This window comes from Spirosoma endbachense, assembly GCF_010233585.1.
Classification (GTDB): domain Bacteria; phylum Bacteroidota; class Bacteroidia; order Cytophagales; family Spirosomataceae; genus Spirosoma; species Spirosoma endbachense.
In genome coordinates this window covers 4,768,587-4,785,723 of the sequence record NZ_CP045997.1, presented here as the reverse complement: position 1 = coordinate 4,785,723, position 17,137 = coordinate 4,768,587, and the positions used below count along the sequence as shown (strand labels likewise).

10 protein-coding genes are annotated in these 17,137 nt (G+C 47.3%); 3 read left to right on the top strand and 7 right to left on the bottom strand.

From position 1 onward, the window contains the following. Positions 1–38: 38 nt before the first annotated feature. A complete protein-coding gene (locus GJR95_RS19300; RefSeq protein WP_162387419.1) occupies positions 39–1,280 on the top strand; it encodes a sensor histidine kinase in 1,242 nt (413 codons plus the stop codon). A 73-nt stretch (positions 1,281–1,353) separates the two neighbouring features. Next, complete coding sequence (locus GJR95_RS19295; RefSeq protein WP_162387418.1) at positions 1,354–1,980, top strand: NADPH-dependent F420 reductase; 627 nt, start codon at positions 1,354–1,356, stop codon at positions 1,978–1,980. A gap of 52 nt (positions 1,981–2,032) precedes the next feature. Here GJR95_RS19295 and GJR95_RS19290 read toward each other — a convergent pair whose 3' ends face one another. The 7 genes from GJR95_RS19290 to GJR95_RS19260 form a co-directional block, all read right to left on the bottom strand. Beyond that, a complete protein-coding gene (locus tag GJR95_RS19290; protein ID WP_162387417.1) occupies positions 2,033–3,469 on the bottom strand; it encodes a hypothetical protein in 1,437 nt (478 codons plus the stop codon). 225 nt (positions 3,470–3,694) lie between these two features. Continuing rightward, positions 3,695–6,844 carry an efflux RND transporter permease subunit gene (locus tag GJR95_RS19285; protein ID WP_162387416.1) on the bottom strand — a complete coding sequence of 1,050 codons (3,150 nt, stop codon included), beginning with the start codon at positions 6,842–6,844 and terminating at the stop codon, positions 3,695–3,697. A 105-nt stretch (positions 6,845–6,949) separates the two neighbouring features. Then, positions 6,950–8,053 (bottom strand): efflux RND transporter periplasmic adaptor subunit, encoded by a 1,104-nt coding sequence (locus tag GJR95_RS19280; protein WP_162387415.1) that lies wholly within the window; start codon positions 8,051–8,053, stop codon positions 6,950–6,952. Between the two features lie 9 nt (positions 8,054–8,062). Further along, positions 8,063–9,418 (bottom strand): TolC family protein, encoded by a 1,356-nt coding sequence (locus GJR95_RS19275; RefSeq protein ID WP_162387414.1) that lies wholly within the window; start codon positions 9,416–9,418, stop codon positions 8,063–8,065. 51 nt (positions 9,419–9,469) lie between these two features. Further along, a complete protein-coding gene (locus GJR95_RS19270; RefSeq protein WP_162387413.1) occupies positions 9,470–10,099 on the bottom strand; it encodes a TetR/AcrR family transcriptional regulator in 630 nt (209 codons plus the stop codon). Between the two features lie 773 nt (positions 10,100–10,872). Next, on the bottom strand, positions 10,873–13,347 hold the full coding sequence (locus tag GJR95_RS19265) for a zinc-dependent metalloprotease (RefSeq protein ID WP_162387412.1): 2,475 nt from the start codon (positions 13,345–13,347) through the stop codon (positions 10,873–10,875). Positions 13,348–13,951: 604 nt separating this feature from the next. Further along, the gene (locus GJR95_RS19260; protein WP_162387411.1) at positions 13,952–15,184 is read right to left on the bottom strand and encodes a mandelate racemase/muconate lactonizing enzyme family protein; all 1,233 of its coding nucleotides are present in this window, start codon (positions 15,182–15,184) and stop codon (positions 13,952–13,954) included. A gap of 413 nt (positions 15,185–15,597) precedes the next feature. Here GJR95_RS19260 and GJR95_RS19255 point away from each other — a divergent pair, with 413 nt between their 5' ends. Next, the gene (locus GJR95_RS19255) at positions 15,598–17,097 is read left to right on the top strand and encodes a glycosyltransferase family protein (protein WP_162387410.1); all 1,500 of its coding nucleotides are present in this window, start codon (positions 15,598–15,600) and stop codon (positions 17,095–17,097) included. Positions 17,098–17,137 lie beyond the last annotated feature (40 nt).

Genomic DNA, 17,137 nt, shown 5'->3' with positions numbered 1-17,137 from the left:
CTGGTCTATTTTTTTCGATGAACATGCTTTTTTTTTCGATGAATCTATCGCCTGGCATTTCAACGATTAACTATCGACATCCAGCGAATGTATTTGCTTTAGCCGGACAGGAGTCAAATCTTTGTCTTAAAACCAATCAGCCTATGCTACTAAGCCTGCTCACGAACGAAATCCGATACCGGGGTTATATACGGCTTCTGTTTCATGCCCTGATGCTGGCTGGTATTGGCACCTTAGTGGGCATTTTCTATCTATCCTGGTTTGGGCAAGGAGGATTTACAATAGGTACCTGGGCGCCATATTTACGCGAAGTGGCCGGTGTGGCGATGCAATATTATATGTTGGTCTGGCTATTCCGAAACGTTGGGACCAGACTTATTTTCCTGCTTCCTGGCCTATTGGCTTATTACTGGCTTACGTATACCTATTATTTTGTAACAGCCATTCAGGTCTATCACTACACAAATGTCGATGACTTTTCGGGTGCAGCCTATCACTTTATCCAGCATAAAGACCAGTACTGGCAAACGCTGTTCTCCTTCAATACTCTGATGCGACTGGTGCGTTTCCCGATGCTGATGACGCTCTTTCCGCTCCTGTTGTGGGCTGGTGTAGAAGCTTACCGTCGGCAAATTCTCCACACTCAACTGGAATACAATTATCTTAAAAGTCAGGTTAATCCTCATTTTCTGTTCAATGTACTGAATAGCATCTACGCCCTGACCGAAGAAGAAAACCCGCGAGCCGCTCAAATTGTGCAGCAACTGTCGGGCATGATGCGGTATACACTGTACGAAACCAGCGAAGCATTAGTACCGCTTACGAGGGAACTGGATTTTATACGCGACTATGTGGCCTTGGAAAAGCTACGAACGGGCAAACGCCTTTCGTTAACGATAGAGTTACTCGATACGATTGATAAACCCCTACAAATCGCCCCATTTATTCTGATCACGTTTGTCGAAAATGCCTTTAAGCATGGTGTTGAGAACACCACAAAAAAAGCCTTGGTCACGATTTCCGTTCAGTTACAGAATGAGCGACTTCATTTGCACGTGTCGAATAGTAAACCCCAGACCCAAAAGTCAACTACGAATGGGTTGGGGCTGGCTAATGTTCGTAAACGGCTAACGATGCTATATCCAGGCCGATACTCCCTTCAGGTTAACGATACCGATAGTGCTTATTCCGTTGATCTTTACATACAGCTTCGGTCGTTATCACTACCTACCAGCTCAAAGGCAACGGCAACAGAAAACCCATTATTATTCAACAAATAAGTTATCATCAAAAATCTGCACCATTACCCCCTCTTTTCATGTTAGTTAGTCACTAACTAACTCCCAACGTATCATGAAGATTGGAGTAATCGGGGCCGGTAACATCGGCCATACAATCGCCCGTTTGCTGGTCAACGCCGGTCATGAGGTTGCCTTAAGTAACTCGCGCGGTCCCGAATCATTGAAAGATGTTATTAATGAACTGGGTCCACAGGCCCGTGCCGAAACCGTTGACAATGCAGCCGCTTTCGGCGAAATTGTCTTGCTGGCGGTTCCCTGGCGATCACCCGAAGCACTCCCTCACCCCGATCTGGTCGCGAATAAAGTGGTAATCGACGCCATGAATCCCTACAGCACGGGTGGCAGCGTTATTGATCTGGGCGAGTCAACATCGAGCGAGGAAGTCGCCCGTCGCCTTCCCGACACCCGGCTGGTCAAAGCCTTCAATACGATCTGGTTTAAGCATTTAGCCGAACTGGGCGACGTTTCGAAACCCGAAGCCGAACGCCGGGCGATCTTCGTTGCCGGGAATGATTTAAACGCCAAAGCAATCGTGTCAGACCTAATCCGAGCAATAGGCTTTGCCCCCATCGATGCGGGTTCACTCCGCGAAGGCGGGCGAAAGCTAGAGCCTAACGCGCCCTTATATGGCAAAGAGTTAACCGCAACCGAAGCCCAGGAAACGCTGGCCAACTTATAAAATAAGTCCCCGCCAGATGATCTTCCGGCGGGGACTTATTGGTTTTCAGGCACTAAATAAACACTTGATATTGCAGGATCAACTGACCACGTCGACCACCCGAAGAAATTTGTGAAGTGCCCGATGATGGCTCATAGTAAGGTCGATTCTGGTAATCGAGTGTAAGCTTACCATTATGGCCTTTAATCAGGTAATTGACGCCGATATTGTAAACGCCAAGCGTGTTTGATACGCGCTGATACGTAGCAATTTGAGCCTGTACGTAAGGCATTAGCGTGCCATTACCGGGACCAAACAGATCTCGTTTCAGGAGGTAGCCAAACTGACCGTATACCACATTACCCGTTCCGAACATTGGGAACGCATTGCCCTGGGTGCCACCTAATGCACCGGGTCGCTGCGCGGCCGCAATATCACTGGCTGGGTTCATCGCACCGTTGAAACGGAGGTAATTCGTTCCATAATCGGTGTGGAAATAACCAAGGTAGGCGTTAAGAGCCGTTCCTTTTTCCCGATTCAGGGGCATATCCAGAAAGGAAGCAATCGACCACAGGTTCATGTTCTGATAAGTCGTATCACCGGGTGCGGCCACGCGCACCATCGCGTCTTTCTGAGTAATAAACCCAGCTTCCAGGTTAAATACTTTCTTAGTTCCCAGATACGTACCCGTATTGTAGCCAGGTGTCTGGTGCGCTTCCTTATCGAAGAATTGCCACATCAATAATCCCTGGAATTGTTTATTGTGGCCTTTTAACGCGAAAATAGAATTAGGTCCATAAGCAGGTAATGCTGAACCATTGGTCTGGATTGGGAAAGGGTCGCTGATAGCCACACGGTAATCGAGGTGGCCAACCTGTCCACGAGCATAGAGGCTCAATTTGCGGGAAAACTGGTCCGTTTGATCAACGGTAGCCTGCGCAAATACGGGTACATCCATCGTCATGATGGTACCCACGCTGGGTGCACTGAACCGCGAAAGTCCATTCACAATGGTCAAACCAGCGCCAATGTTCAGGTAATTTTTGTTCTTGAACACTAAATATTCGCCAACTGCATCGTGGAAGAAAGCCTGTATTTTTCGCTGCGATGATGCCGTTTGATTAAATCCACCATTCAGGTAGTTAAAGTTGTTCATCCCAAACTGAAAGTACAGGAAAACGTGGTCGCTGAGTTGGCCGAACATCTGGATTCGTGTCCGACGTAGGCCAATGGAGAACGTATTATCCTTTGGAATACCGATAACGGTCGATCCGGGGTTATTCTGGTTGAACTGCAACCAGGCCTGATTCAGAAACGTAGCTTTAAAAAAGTGCGAACCCGATTCGTTGAGGTTGAATTTCAACTCGTTTTTTTCGGCTGATGTCTTTGGAGTAGTAACTGGTCTGTCAACAGGCGTATCGACTGATGGGGTAATGGGTTGTTGAGCAAAGGCAAACTGGCTGGTTAATAAAAGTGCCCCAAGCCACACAGTTTTCGCGGTTTTATTCATGCTACTTCTGTTTTTGGAAATTCAATAAAGCTTTGATCACGGTAAGGAGATAAGTCCGGCCGTTCGTTAAATTGTGATTAAACTTAGGATAACATCGCGTATTATGCCGTTATATTTTTAGGAAGTAAAATCAAAAAGCCGCCTACTGTTAAAATAGGCGGCTTTTTGATTTAATAATTATCGCCCAAAGCTGTAGAATAGCTTCCAGCGAGAGACCAGTTTGGTTTATACCTCTGCTGGATTTGCGGATACTGGCTTATCTTTTTTGCCTGTCACTCGTCCATAAAAACGGCGGAAACTATTAAAAATATTCTCAAATGTCAGGTATACAGTCGGAACCAGTACCAGCGTTAACAGCAGCGAACTGATAAGTCCACCGATAATAACCCAGGCCAATCCATTCTTCGATTCCGAACCATCGCCCGTAGCCAGTGCCATCGGTAGCAGACCAATAGCCATAGCGATGGTCGTCATCAAAATCGGGCGAATCCGTTCACGACCTGCTTCCACGAGTGCATCAACCGTACTTTTCCCTTCTTCTTTCTGCGCGTTGGCAAAGTCTACCAGCAGAATAGCGTTCTTAGCCACCAGACCAATCAGCATGATCATACCCAGCATAACGAAGAACGAAATAGGCTGCTCGGCCAGCGCCAACGCCAGAAATGCCCCAATAATGGCCATCGGAATGGAGAACAGGACCACAAACGGCCGGAAATACGAATTATACAAGGCAACCATCAGCAAGTACACAAACGTAATAGCCAGTCCCAGCGCAATACCCAGACTACTGAAAGCATCTGACTGACGTTCCAGATCGCCCTTTAGTTTATAGGTTACGCCACCGGGCAACTCTTTGGTCTTCAGAATATTATCAATCTCCGTACCGACCGTCCCCGTTGGGCGACCCACCACGTTGGCGTTAACGAACAGAGAACCAACCCGGTTATACCGTGTCAATTGAGTGGCCCCCGTACCGAGTTGCAAATCAGCAATCTGCCGGACTTCGATTAGTTTGCCCTGCGCATCGGGCACCGTAAGATTACCAACATCGTCTTTACTCTGGCGGTTGAATCTATTCAGCTCTACCCGAATATCGTAATCGCGACTACCAACCCGGTATTTACTGTCTGTATTTCCCGAAAAAGCGGTTTGTAACGTCGCCCCTACATTCGCTACGGAAACCCCATATTGCGCCATTTTACGCCGGTCGAGGTTTACTTTGAGTTCCGGCTTCGGATCGTCTACGGCTAATTCGACATCGGTGGTTCCGCTTACCGATTTCACGACCTGCTTCACAATGGCCGCTGCCTGTTGTAGCTCCTGCTGCGTATTGCCCTGCAACAGAATTTGAATCGGAGCGGCATTAGCGCCACCCGTAATGCCTACTGGTGCCGATTTTACGTTCAGGCCGGGCGTTTTCAGAATCTCCGCTTTCGTTTGAGCAGCAAATTGTTCAATCGAAATAATACGCTCCTGTTTCGGAACAATGGTTACCGTAATTTCTGCTTTATGATAGGGTGTTGAACCCAGTCCTCCACCCGATGCCGAACTCGAATAGCCAACGTTGCTGTTGACTTTCCTGACCAGTTTATTACCCATCAGTTGCTTCTCGATCTTCTGACAGATACGGTTCGTCTCGGCCAGGCTGTTGAATGGTTCGCCCTCAATCTGCACGATAAATTCGCCCTGATCGCTCTGTGGGAAGAACGTCGTCCCAATAAATCCTCCACCAACCAGGCCAAACGACCCGATAAGGAGCACAATAGCCGTAAGATATACCCAGCGTTTATGGCGAAGGCTCCAGATCAGTAGTCGGGCATACCCATGCTTGAGTGAATCGAACTGCCGCTCGAACCATGACAAAAACCGCTTGCCCAAACCAGGTCCATTGAGATCTGTTTCTTTCGCAAATCGTGAGGCCAGTAAGGGTGTAATGGTAAACGACACCACCAGCGACATGAGCGTTGAAAACACCACTACCAGCGAGAATTCACGAATGATATTCGCGATCAGTCCCTGTACAAAGACAAGTGGCAGAAACACCACCACGTCTACCATTGTAATGGCCACCGCCGTGAAACCAATTTCATTCCGGCCATCGAGTGCAGCCGTCCGTCGGTTTTTACCCATTTCGAGGTGCCGGTAGATATTTTCCAGTACCACAATCGAGTCATCGACCAGAATACCGACCACCAGCGACAGGGCCATCAACGTCATCAGGTTCAGCGTGAAACCGAGCACATACATCGGCACGAAGACCGAGATAATCGAAGCCGGTACCGACACCATAACGATAAAGGCATTTCGGATGCTGTGCAAAAAGAGCAGCATCACCAGCGCCACGAGCACCACCGCAAATTCAAGATCAAATATTACCCCGTCGGCCGAAGCAAGTGTATAGGTCGACGAATCGCTGGTAATCTCGAATTTCAGTCCAATGTTGGCATATTGTTTTTCAATACCGCCCAGAATGCCCCGCACCTGCTGACTGATCGCTACCGCGTTGGCATCCGTTTGTTTCTGAATGGATATACCGATGGATTCGCGTCCATTGATCCGGTTAATGGTTGTTGCGTCGGCAACACCATCTGTCACGGTTGCTACATCGTTCAGTACGACTTTCGTGCCCGTGGCCGATGTGATCAGAGCAGCATTCCGAATCTGGTTGATGTCGGTAAATTTACCAGCCAGCCGGATGGCATACTGAGCCTGATCGGTTTCGATACGACCGGTTGGGTAATCGAGGTTGGCCGAGTTGACCGCCTGTGTTACCTGTGCCAGCGACAGGTTATAAAGCTTCAGTTTATTCGGATCGATACCAATCCGGATTTCGCGCTCGCGGCCACCCGTCAGTGTAACCTGACCGACGCCGTCTACTTTTGTCAGCTGTGTCCGAATCTGATCATCGACCAGATCATAGAGTTTGGTCGCTTCCAGATTCGCACGAATCCCCATCCGAATAACGGGCACATCGTCGGTCGAGAATTTTTGCAGGGTCGGTGACTCTACTTCGTCGGGCAATTGCGAAAGAACCGCATTCACTTTTCGTTGTGCATCCTGCAAGGCCTGATTAGGGTTAGCACTGGCAGCCAGCTCGATTTGAATAATCGACAACCCTTCCTGGCTCGTCGAACTGATGTTTTTCAGATTTTCGAGCGACGACACGGCATCTTCGAGTTTGCGCGTCACCGAATTTTCGACCTCCCCCGCAGCGGCCCCCGGATAGGTCGTAATGACGGTCACGACCGACGCATCGAACTTTGGCAACAGGGTGTAGTTCAGGCTTTTGTAGGATATAAAACCTAAAATGCCCAGGATAGTAAAAGCCACTACAACCAGCGTCGGGCGTTTAATGGCTATTTCTGTTACTGACATAAGACTATTATTTTCAGTTTGTAGTGTTCAGTTTAAGGTTTTCAACTGGTTGAGGTAAACAGGTCTAAGTGCTTCTCTCCCTGTAAACCCAAACTGAAAACTGAATTAAGGATTTACCGCTACCGACGTATCCGTTTTTCCCTGAGCTGCACCATTCTGGTTAACAGTAACTTTGGCTCCGTTGCTTAGATTCAGCTGACCATTAACAACCACTGGTTCGCCCTGTTTCAGGCCATCGAGCACCTGATATTGATCGCCATTATCGTAGCCAAGCCGGATTTTACGCAGCCGGGCTATGTTGTTCTGCACCACATAAACACTGGCACTGTCGGCACCACCAACCAGGGCCCGACGCGGAATAAACAATCCGGCAACCCCTTTTTTGAAGGTAAAGTTGGCATTAGCCAGCGTGCCTGCTTTCAGTTGATTTTTGCTGTTGTTGCTCAGATAAATTTCGACCGGGTAATTGTGCAGGTCATCACCTTTAGGGCTGATATAATGAACACTTCCCGAAAAAGTTACCCCCGGAAACGCCTGAGCTGTAATGGTTGCCTTATCACCCTGTTTAAGCTGATAAACAGCCTGTTCCGGCACATTAACGACCAGTTTCAATTCCTGTAAATTAATCACCGATGCCAGAACCGCGCCCACGGCAACATATTCGCCATTTTCCACTTTCTTGTCGTATACATACCCACTGATAGGGGCAACCACCGCTCCATTGCCCAACACACGCTGCTGCTGTTTCGAATTCAGAATAGCGGTTGCATACTGGTCTTTGTATTTCTGATAGGTCTCCTGTGTTACGGCTCCACCTTTCAGAAGTCGCTCGTAACGCTCCATTTCGCGTTTGGCATTTTCGACGGCAGTCTGATTGTTTTCGACAACAATGCCCTGTACTTCGTCCTGAATATAACCAACCTGCTGGCCTTTTTTGACAAAGGAGCCCAGCACCAGTTTGAAGTTCTGAAGCTTTCCGCGCGTTTCAGAAATGATGTTCCCTTCATACTGTGCTTCTACCGTTCCGAGCAGCGCCAGATTCTGGTCGAGACGCTCATAAGAAACAGGTTGTACATCCACAACGGGCGTTGTCTGGAATTGTACCGAAGACGTCTTGGCGGCCTCAATATCTTTTTTGTTGTTTATCAACCGGAAGACAATCAGTGCGATAAGGGCAGCTACCGCTCCAATAATAATAATTCGTTTCATGGTAACTGTTTATTTTTGAGTGACGTATTGAAGAATGGTTCCCTGCGAGTTTTCGTAATCCAGCCGGGATTGATACAGACTAATCAGTTTATTCGCCAGGTTGTTTTGGGCGGTGGTTAATGCATCTTTGGCATCGATCAAGGTGACCGATGTAGCGATTCCTTCCTTGTACTCCAGTTCGGTAACGGTCAGAATCCTGCGCGCCAGTTCGATGTTATCACGTTCACGCTGAATATCGGTCACCAGATTCTGGTAGCTTACCTGGGCATTGGTCAGACTTAACTGCGCCGACTCGCGCGTCAGAATCTGCTGAAGCCGCAGCGTTTCGAGATTCAGTTTGTTTTCACGATCACGATACCGGCGCTGATTACCGTCGAAAGGCGTCCACGATAAGGTCAAGCCAATTGTCGAGCTTTGGAACCAGGGGAAATTTCCGCTGAAAAAATTAAACTCTCTACGTTGGGCATTGGTAGCATATGTACCATAGAGACCGAGCGATGGATAATACCCCCGGTTGTTTGACTGCCGATTTAGATCCTGCAACTGTGTATTCAACACTAATTGTTGAAAATCAGGGCGATTCTCGAAAAAGCGGCTATCAGCAGCGGGTAATTCATTCACCTGTAACTCTTTTTCAATGGCCAGCGGCTGAAGCGCCAACGTTTCCGAAAGTGGCATTCCCATCTGGAATTTCAGCTGGTTAATTGCCTGTTCGTAGTTTCGGTTTGCCTGTTCCAGCTGCGACTGTAAATTATTGCGGTTTAACTGAATACGCCCAAAGTCAATCTCACGTGTAGTGCCGTTTTTTAGCCGAACCTGCTCCTGTTGCAACAGCGTGTCGGACGAGTTCAGATCGCGGATGGTCAGGCGTTTCTGTAAATCAATAACCAGAGTCTGGTAATACGCTCTGGCAATGTTGTAGGCTTGCGTTTGTTCAGCCAGTATGGTTGCCTGCGCCTGTACCTTGGTCGAAATTTTAGCGGCTTTCAGTGCCAATCCAAACGAAGGATCGAAGAGTTTCTGATCGACGCGCCCGGTCAGGGTTGTATTATATTGGGTACCAAACTGGATAGGAATAAATGTGCCCGGCGGTTGCCCATTTAACTCGCCTGGTAGCAACTGCACCGGAATCTTAACGTTATCCAGCACCGAACCCGAAACGGAAACCTGCGGAAGATTTCGACCGATAACCTGCTGCGTTTGCGCAAGCGATATCTGCTCATTAACCCGCGCGATCTTAATGTTCGGGTTATTTACCCGTGCGTACTCAACACACTGTGCGAGCGTGTACCCACCCGACGGCGCATCCTGTGCACTGACCCAGTTTGCCAGTAGACCCAGCACTATCAGCATAGTCTGCTTCATGCCTTTCATTGTTTCTAAAAAATTATAACCTTAAGATGTGAATGATGGGAGTTAAAGGCTCCGAATAAACCGGCGAATGGCCCGTTCAAAAAGCAAATCTGGTTGCTGAAACAGGGCTACCATTTTAGGGTCTTCCACTCGCTCAAGCAGTTTGGCACCCTGTTCGGGCTGAATGTTGATGATCAAATTGATATAACCCTGCATCAGGCAAAACCAGTTAAAGATCACTTCACCGATATTTTCTGGCCCTGAGCAGAGCTCCCGGAATAAACTTTCTATTTTCTGTTTGCCTTCCTGCATGCCTTCCCGAACCATTTCCCGTTGCTGGGCCATTCGTTCCGGGTTATGCATGAGTCGGAATACTTCCGGTTGTTCGCGGGCAAATGTCCACTGTACCATCGATAGCCGAACTATTTTCTCTTCAGCGCTCAATTCCATGGCCAGAATCGCGTCAAACGTCTGTCGATTGGCCGTGTGCCCTTCTTTTACTATGTTGAGCAGGACATCTTCTTTATTTTCGAAATGCTCATATACAATCGGGGGCGTATAGTCAATAGCGTCGGCAATACTGCGAATGGTTACAGCATTCCAGTCTTTCTCGCGGGCTATTTGCCGGGCTGCATCCAGAATACGTTGCCGGATTTCTGCTTTCTGCCTTGTTCTGCGGTCTATTACACTCATTTTCTAACGGTATGCAAAATATCTAACAAAGATAGATTTTATTTGTTTCGTTAAATTCGATTTTTTCTAATTTTTTGATAAACGGCCGTTTCTAAACGGCAAATGGCTTCCGCATTTCAACGATGCGGAAGCCATTCCTTAAAAAATACTATAGTTTATGCTTAAAATTTGATTCTGGATTGCTGGTTCCTGAGCCGATGATCCTATACGCCCTATAGCTGCCCAGCCTGAGCTATTGTTTCCCATGAAATTAGCATAAACCAGACTAACATGAGTCTACTTAGCCGTTATCGATATGCCCTTGAGTCGTGTTTTTGTTAGTTAGGGACTGTCAATATCAATTGAGATTATTTTTGTTTAGAATAATTATAAATAATTTTTTATCCTCTGGTTTTTACCGTTCATTTGTATAAAAAATCACCAGATAACAGTGTTGTAGACGACTATCCCACGTAACTGTCTCATAATCTTTTACTATAAGCATAAGCAGCTTGTAAGTAAATCAGGTTGTTTATATGAGATGCAGCAAAACGGGGCGTAACGAGCAATATCAAACTTAAAACCAGGGAGTTGCTACAGCCAGGTGGTAGAAAACATGAGTGATCGTGTAAAGTCAGGAAATGCCTAAAATTTAGTAAATAGAACGGACCAGATGCAAAAACGGTATCGAGCCTCTCGATACCGTTTTTTATTAATCAGCCTTTCTCAGCGAACCGTGCACGAATAAGTTACTTCTATTTAGCTCACCAATTGGAACTTACGCTGACCAGGCATTATGGCTTCCAGTCGCAGTCTGGCGAAAGCCACTCCTGACCCGGATCGATCGGGGCTCCGTCGGGAGGGGCCTGCGCACTAGTTGGGCGCAGATCGGCAATGTTACCTTCAGCCCGGCGAATCTGATCGCTGGCAAACAACCGATGGGCAGCTGATTTAGGGTTCGCACTGGGTGCGATAAGTTTGCTCTTTAATTGATCAAGCTTTTGAACAGCTACTGCCCGCGCCTGTGACGTGACTTCCGGATTGTTGGCCAGCTCAATTAGTTTTTGCAGGAATAACTTATCTGTAAGCCGTTTTACTTCGGCCTGATAACCATCCGTTGGATCAGCTTTATACCATGTAGCACTAAGCAGTTGCTCAAGCATTGTCTCCAGACTAACCTGTGCCGGGTCGATAGCAGACTGCACGACTAAACGACTAACGCGCTCGGGGTTCAATAGCATCTGAAGTGTCATACCAGCCGCAGCTTCGGGCGCGCCCATCGGATCAAATGTAATACCTGTCCGGCGTTTGAATACTTCACGGGGATTAGGATCATACCGGAATGGACGGGGTGGAATCATCGACAGGATGGGCGTTGGAAGCGCCAGAAAAGCCGGATCGATTGTTGCCAGCAAGGCATCGATAGCGCGCTTCTGCTCCTGCGCCGGAACGGTCGACATAACGGGTTGTCCATCACCACGCAAGGCATTGGTATACGCCTGGCCACCTACTACTTTCGCAGCGGCTTCTACCTGATACCGGTGGAACATATACATCGGAACAAGTACTTCTTCGAGCGTTGCCATCGGAGCACCGGCCGGGATTTTCGTGGCCGAAAAGTTTGCCAGCGCTATTTTTCGAACCTCCGATACGCGCTTTAGTTCATCGACGGCATTAGCACCATTGTCCCACAGGTGTGTGCCGGGGTGTGCAGACCCTTCGGGGCGGGCATCCTGATCGGTCAGGAACGTCAGACCTGCCTTGTGCATGTCGCCCACGATCTTGTCCAGCGCCTGTTTCTCGTCTGTTCCGCTCGGAAACTGCTCGTAGCCATACCGGATACTCCACTTATCGTACGTTCCAATTCCTTTGGCATACGCGTCTGACAGATCGATGCCAGCCCCTTTTACCTTGGCGACCATTGTTGGGTAATCCATAACCGACGCCCGGTTTTGCGTACTGGCGATGTAATTATGGGGTAAGCCTAGCGTATGGCCAACTTCATGCGCAGCCAGTTGCCGCAATCGGTCGAGTGACATCTGAAGCATCGGGTCAGTAGCAGGATTCATTGCATTGGCAAAGTCACCTACCAACCCCTGAGCAATGAGATAATCCTGACGAACGCGAAGCGAGCCAAGGGTAACTTTTCCCTTGATGATCTCGCCAGTGCGTGGATCAATGATACTCCCGCCATACGACCAGCCCCGCGTTGAGCGGTGAACCCACTGAACCAGATTATACCGGACATCCATTGGGTCGGCATCCGCAGGAAGCAGTTTAACCTGAAACGCATCTTTGTAACCGGCCGCTTCAAACGCCTGATTCCACCAGGCAGTGCCCTCCATCAGTGCCGAACGAATTGGCTCGGGCGTACCAGGATCGAGGTAATAAATGATTGGTTTAACAGCCTCGCTAACGGCTGCCGATGGGTCTTTCTTCTCCAGCCGGTGCCGCGAAATATAGCGCTTCATAATTGGCTGACTCACGGGCGTTGCATAGTCAAAATACTCGATACCACCGTAACCGATGCGCGGATCGAACAGACGTGGTTTGTAACCTGCGTCGGGAAGTTGCACAAACGAATGGTGCTGGTGCATGGTCACGGCCGATGGCGTAGGCACAACCTCACGCAGGTAAGCGCCCGGATTGTCGCCCGTAAGGGTTATGATCGTCTCGAACTCCGTGTTTTGCGGAAAGGATTTCGTATGTGGCAGGTACATGGCACTCCGCGCCGGATCAAATTTGAAGGCTCCCTGCTTGGTTCGGGTAATGGCCTGCACAGCGCCAACCGCATCCTGCATCAGAAAAGGAGTCAGATCAACCAACACTTTGCCTCCTTCTTCGGCCGCAATCTCAAAACCAGCATGAACCGACTTGGCAAACGACTCTTCCACTGCCCGACGTTCGAGGGGGTCGCTGGTAATGGCACGATAGGCGTAGTTTGGTTCGATAAGCAGTACTTTCGGGCCACTGCGCTGAAACTTCACGATGTGTTCCTGCCCTAGCCGACCACGGTCGAGGCCAATGTCGTTAGAACCTACCCCCTGAGCCAGGGTTGGATAGTACAGAAATTCGGTGTCGAATTTTTCGATTTCAAGCCAGATCTTCCCTTTTTTAGCATCCCAATAATAAGTCAGGAAACCAGGAGTACGCTCCATACCCGATGTGAAGGTGGCAATACTGGCAGACGTATTCGTGGGCGACTGGGCATTAATTTGGCTATAAGCCGATAGTAAGAGGTAAAAAAGAGCAAATACGCGTTTTTTCATACTAAATGAGCGGTTGTATTTGCCGCTCAAGATACAGCCAAATCGCTTATGTATTGATGTCAAAAGCTGGAGTCCGCTCAATCAGTAGCCGATTCAACAGCACAAAGAGCTATCAGAAACCATAAAACCGGCACCAATTTGCTCAACGGGCGAGTTGTCGTTTCAGTACTCCGCCGATAAAACTGCCGATAAATGTTAGCCCTATCGACCCATATAGGCTAAATAATTCCAGTTCCCGTTTGCCGCTTGTTTCTGGAATAAGTACTCAGACAGATTTATTTATGCAATGAATTAGCTTTGTGAAATGCAACCACGCTTTGCCAGTCTCACTCCAGACGAAGAACGTACTCTGCGAGAGGGTCAGCAGCACGGGCCTCAGTTTCGCCATCAAGGTCTGGCTAGAAAAACACCTGCTGAGGTGTACTGTACTCCTTTGCAAGTCGACGTAGAATCGGAAAACCTCAATTAAAAAAAGCAAAAACTGGTCCTAAATATAGGGAGCACTATACAATAACGCAGTTGATCAAGCCAATAATTTACCCGAATAGTGGCTATAAAACGTGGCTATAGCAGGCTAAAATTCGGTACAAACACCGATGGTCAATTACACAATCCGTTCGGCCGATTTCCAGATTTGTTCGTCGTAGTTGATTCCTAATCCTGGCGTATTGGGTATTTGCATGACACCATTCTGCACCCGGATAGCGGGTTCATACCAGGTAGCAGGTTTACTATTCAACTCATAAACAAACTCCTGAAGACCATATAGATTGGGGCAAATGGCGGCTAAGTGCCAGAATGGAGCAATAAGCGGATCGGATTTAGGCGTATGTGGCGCTATAGTTTTGCCATAGGCTCGGGCAATTTCAGCGACCTGCAACCCTCGTAAAATACCGCCGTTATAATAGATATCAGCCTGTAATAAATCATAGACATCTGTCCGCGCCAACCGCTCAAATCGGTAGAGACTTGTATCCTGCTCTCCACCAGCCAACCGGAGTTTTGTAAGCGATTTATTTACACGTCTCAAACCCTCTTCATCCTCAAAATTGCAGGGCTCCTCAAAAATGGCAACTCCGTTGTCTTCCAGCATATGGCCAATTTCAATACCTTCTTCCGGTGTGTATGAACCGTTGGCATCGGCATAGATTGTGATCTTATCCCCTAATTTCTTGCGGACCAAAGGAACGAAAAGCCGCGTCCGGCGGTCATCCTCCGGCGTATTTCTCATACGCCCTCCAACCTTGATTTTTACCCCTTTAGCGCCCGTAGCGGCCAGTTTCTGCGCCAGTCGCTCTACAACAACATCAGCAGTATCAGTGCCCCGATCAAAATCGGAAATATATACCTCATACTGATTCCGCAGGGGTTTGCCCAGTAACTGATAGACTGGTTTTTTACTCAAGCGCCCCAACAGGTCCCAAACGGCAATTTCAACAGAGCCAATGCAATTCCAGAGCGACATACCGGCATATTTGTAGTTCGAATTAAGACGGTATGCATCATCAATTAGCTGCGGCAGGTCGCGGGCATCTTTCCCCGTAAAGTGCTCGATGACAAGCCCTTTCAATAACGAGGTCAGATTCTGCATCCGTTCGTTGCATTGAGTAATCCCCTTTGTTCCATCCTGCGCAGTTACCACCACCATCAATTGCCCTTGTGTCTTAAGCAATTCTACGGACCGAATGGGTACAGGATCAGCTATCGCTTTGTGCAGATCAGGCAATTTCCAGGCAGGCAATTCACTGCCAGCCGTTTGATCCAGGTTAAAGACGCTGGGAGTAGCGAGCAGACTGCTGCTTACAATCGTTTTATGAAGAAATTGTCGGCGCTGCATAGGAATGGGGTAAGTCAGATAAACAAGCAAAGCCAACTATGAATCGAACATACTGGACAAATACCTTACGTTTCCTTATTAGCTCCAAATCAACCAAATGAGGCTCGGCAAGGGATTTGGTGCCTGTTATAGTTTTGCCTAGCTAAGCCAACCTTACAGGACAGGTTCAACACCCGAACAATAAGTGGTGAAATGATTTTGTGTTATGTTTACATCCCATGAAGGTATTTACAGGGAGCTTCCCGCTTCAGCGCCCATTCGAGACCCTAAGAAATTGCCTGAGCAGTCCGACGTAGGCCCAATTTTCTCAACGCTACACAACAACGGGATCGTGCTTTCTGGTGGGCTTATCTGTAAGTTGCCATCGTAAAAATCAAAATACATAAATCAACTTACCCGCACATCAATAAGTGATGTCCAAAATGGAAATAAATTCACGATTCAGGATTGACGATTCACGCTTACGGTGGCTTTTGTTATTTTCCCTGCTTGTACAAATCATTTTCTCTATCACCCAGGTTGGCTTTCTTCATCCTGACCAGCACTTTCAATTAATCGAGTTTTCTTCCTGGCAACTGGGGGAACCTTCCGGTGCCACCAGTGTCTGGGAACTAAAGAGCCATATACGGCCAACGGTACAAGTTTATCTGTTTTCGGGGTTTATTCTTGCCTGTCGGTTTTTCCACATATATGATGCCTTCGTGCAGCTAGCAATCCTGCGCCTTATTTTTGGGCTTCTGGGTTTTGTCGTATTTAACGCGATTGGCATTTATTATTTCAAGTCCAACAAAAAACTACTATACCTGGTCCTGTTGCTGATCAATTTATCCTGGTCACTTCCCTACATCCGTACATTATTTAGTTCCGAAATGGCATCGTCTATTGTATTCTTCGGCGCCATTCTATTGTATGAACTAAAAAAAGGAAAGTTTCTCTATGTTTTATTAACGGGTTTTCTGTTTAGTCTGGCTTTTTATTTCCGCTTTCAAATAGCATTTGGTATTGTTGGTTTCGGTATATGGTTTCTGTTTATTGACAGAAAATATGTAAATCTGTTGCCTATTGCGATTGGATTTGCTGCAGGAGTGGCCATTAATGTTTTTTTAGATTATCATTTTTATCACCAGCTGGTTTTTACTCCCTTCGATTATTATCGGGTAAATATTACAGAAGGTAAGGCAGCCGAATTTGGCACCTCCAGTTTTTTGTGGTATATATTATTGCTGGCGCTGGTTATTGGTACGCCACCGCTTAGTATTTTTCTTTTTTATTATAGCTTGAAAGGCGCTGGACAACAATACCGTCAGCCGCTGGTTTTTGCCGTCGCGTTTTTTATCATAGGCCATTGCCTGGTAGCACACAAGGAAGAACGCTTTATGTTCCCGATAGTCAATGTGTTACCCGTTATAGCAGGCTGGGGTTTAGAGTCATTTATTGCTTATTATCAGCGTGCCCGTACAGGAATTCGTAATTTTCTAAAAGGAATTTTATATTTCAGTGTAGCGCTTAATACGCTGGTATTAATTTTGTTTTTAATTTTAAATCCGTATTATCAAGCAATAGAATTTACCAGAAAACTGACAAATACATTTAAGGATTCAAAACCCACTATTTATTGTTTTTCGCGTACGCCATTTGAAACGGAAAGTGGTCTGCCATTAACTTTTTACCGAAAAAATGCGCCGAATATTAAGCTTGTCAAATTTCATGATGCTGATTCTGCCCGGTATTTAAAAAATGCATGGATGGTAACTACGTTTAATGACGCAAAAGAAAAGTTGTCACTTTTCGACAGCCTTGGCTTTAAACCGCAACTTTATTCATCTGCCATCCTGTGGAATACGAACGCCTATTTACAGTCAAAACAAATAGGGACAATTAATGAAATTTGGGTACTTTATAAAAAAGAATAAGCTAGGCCTATACCGAACCAATAGTGACGATTAGCAAACA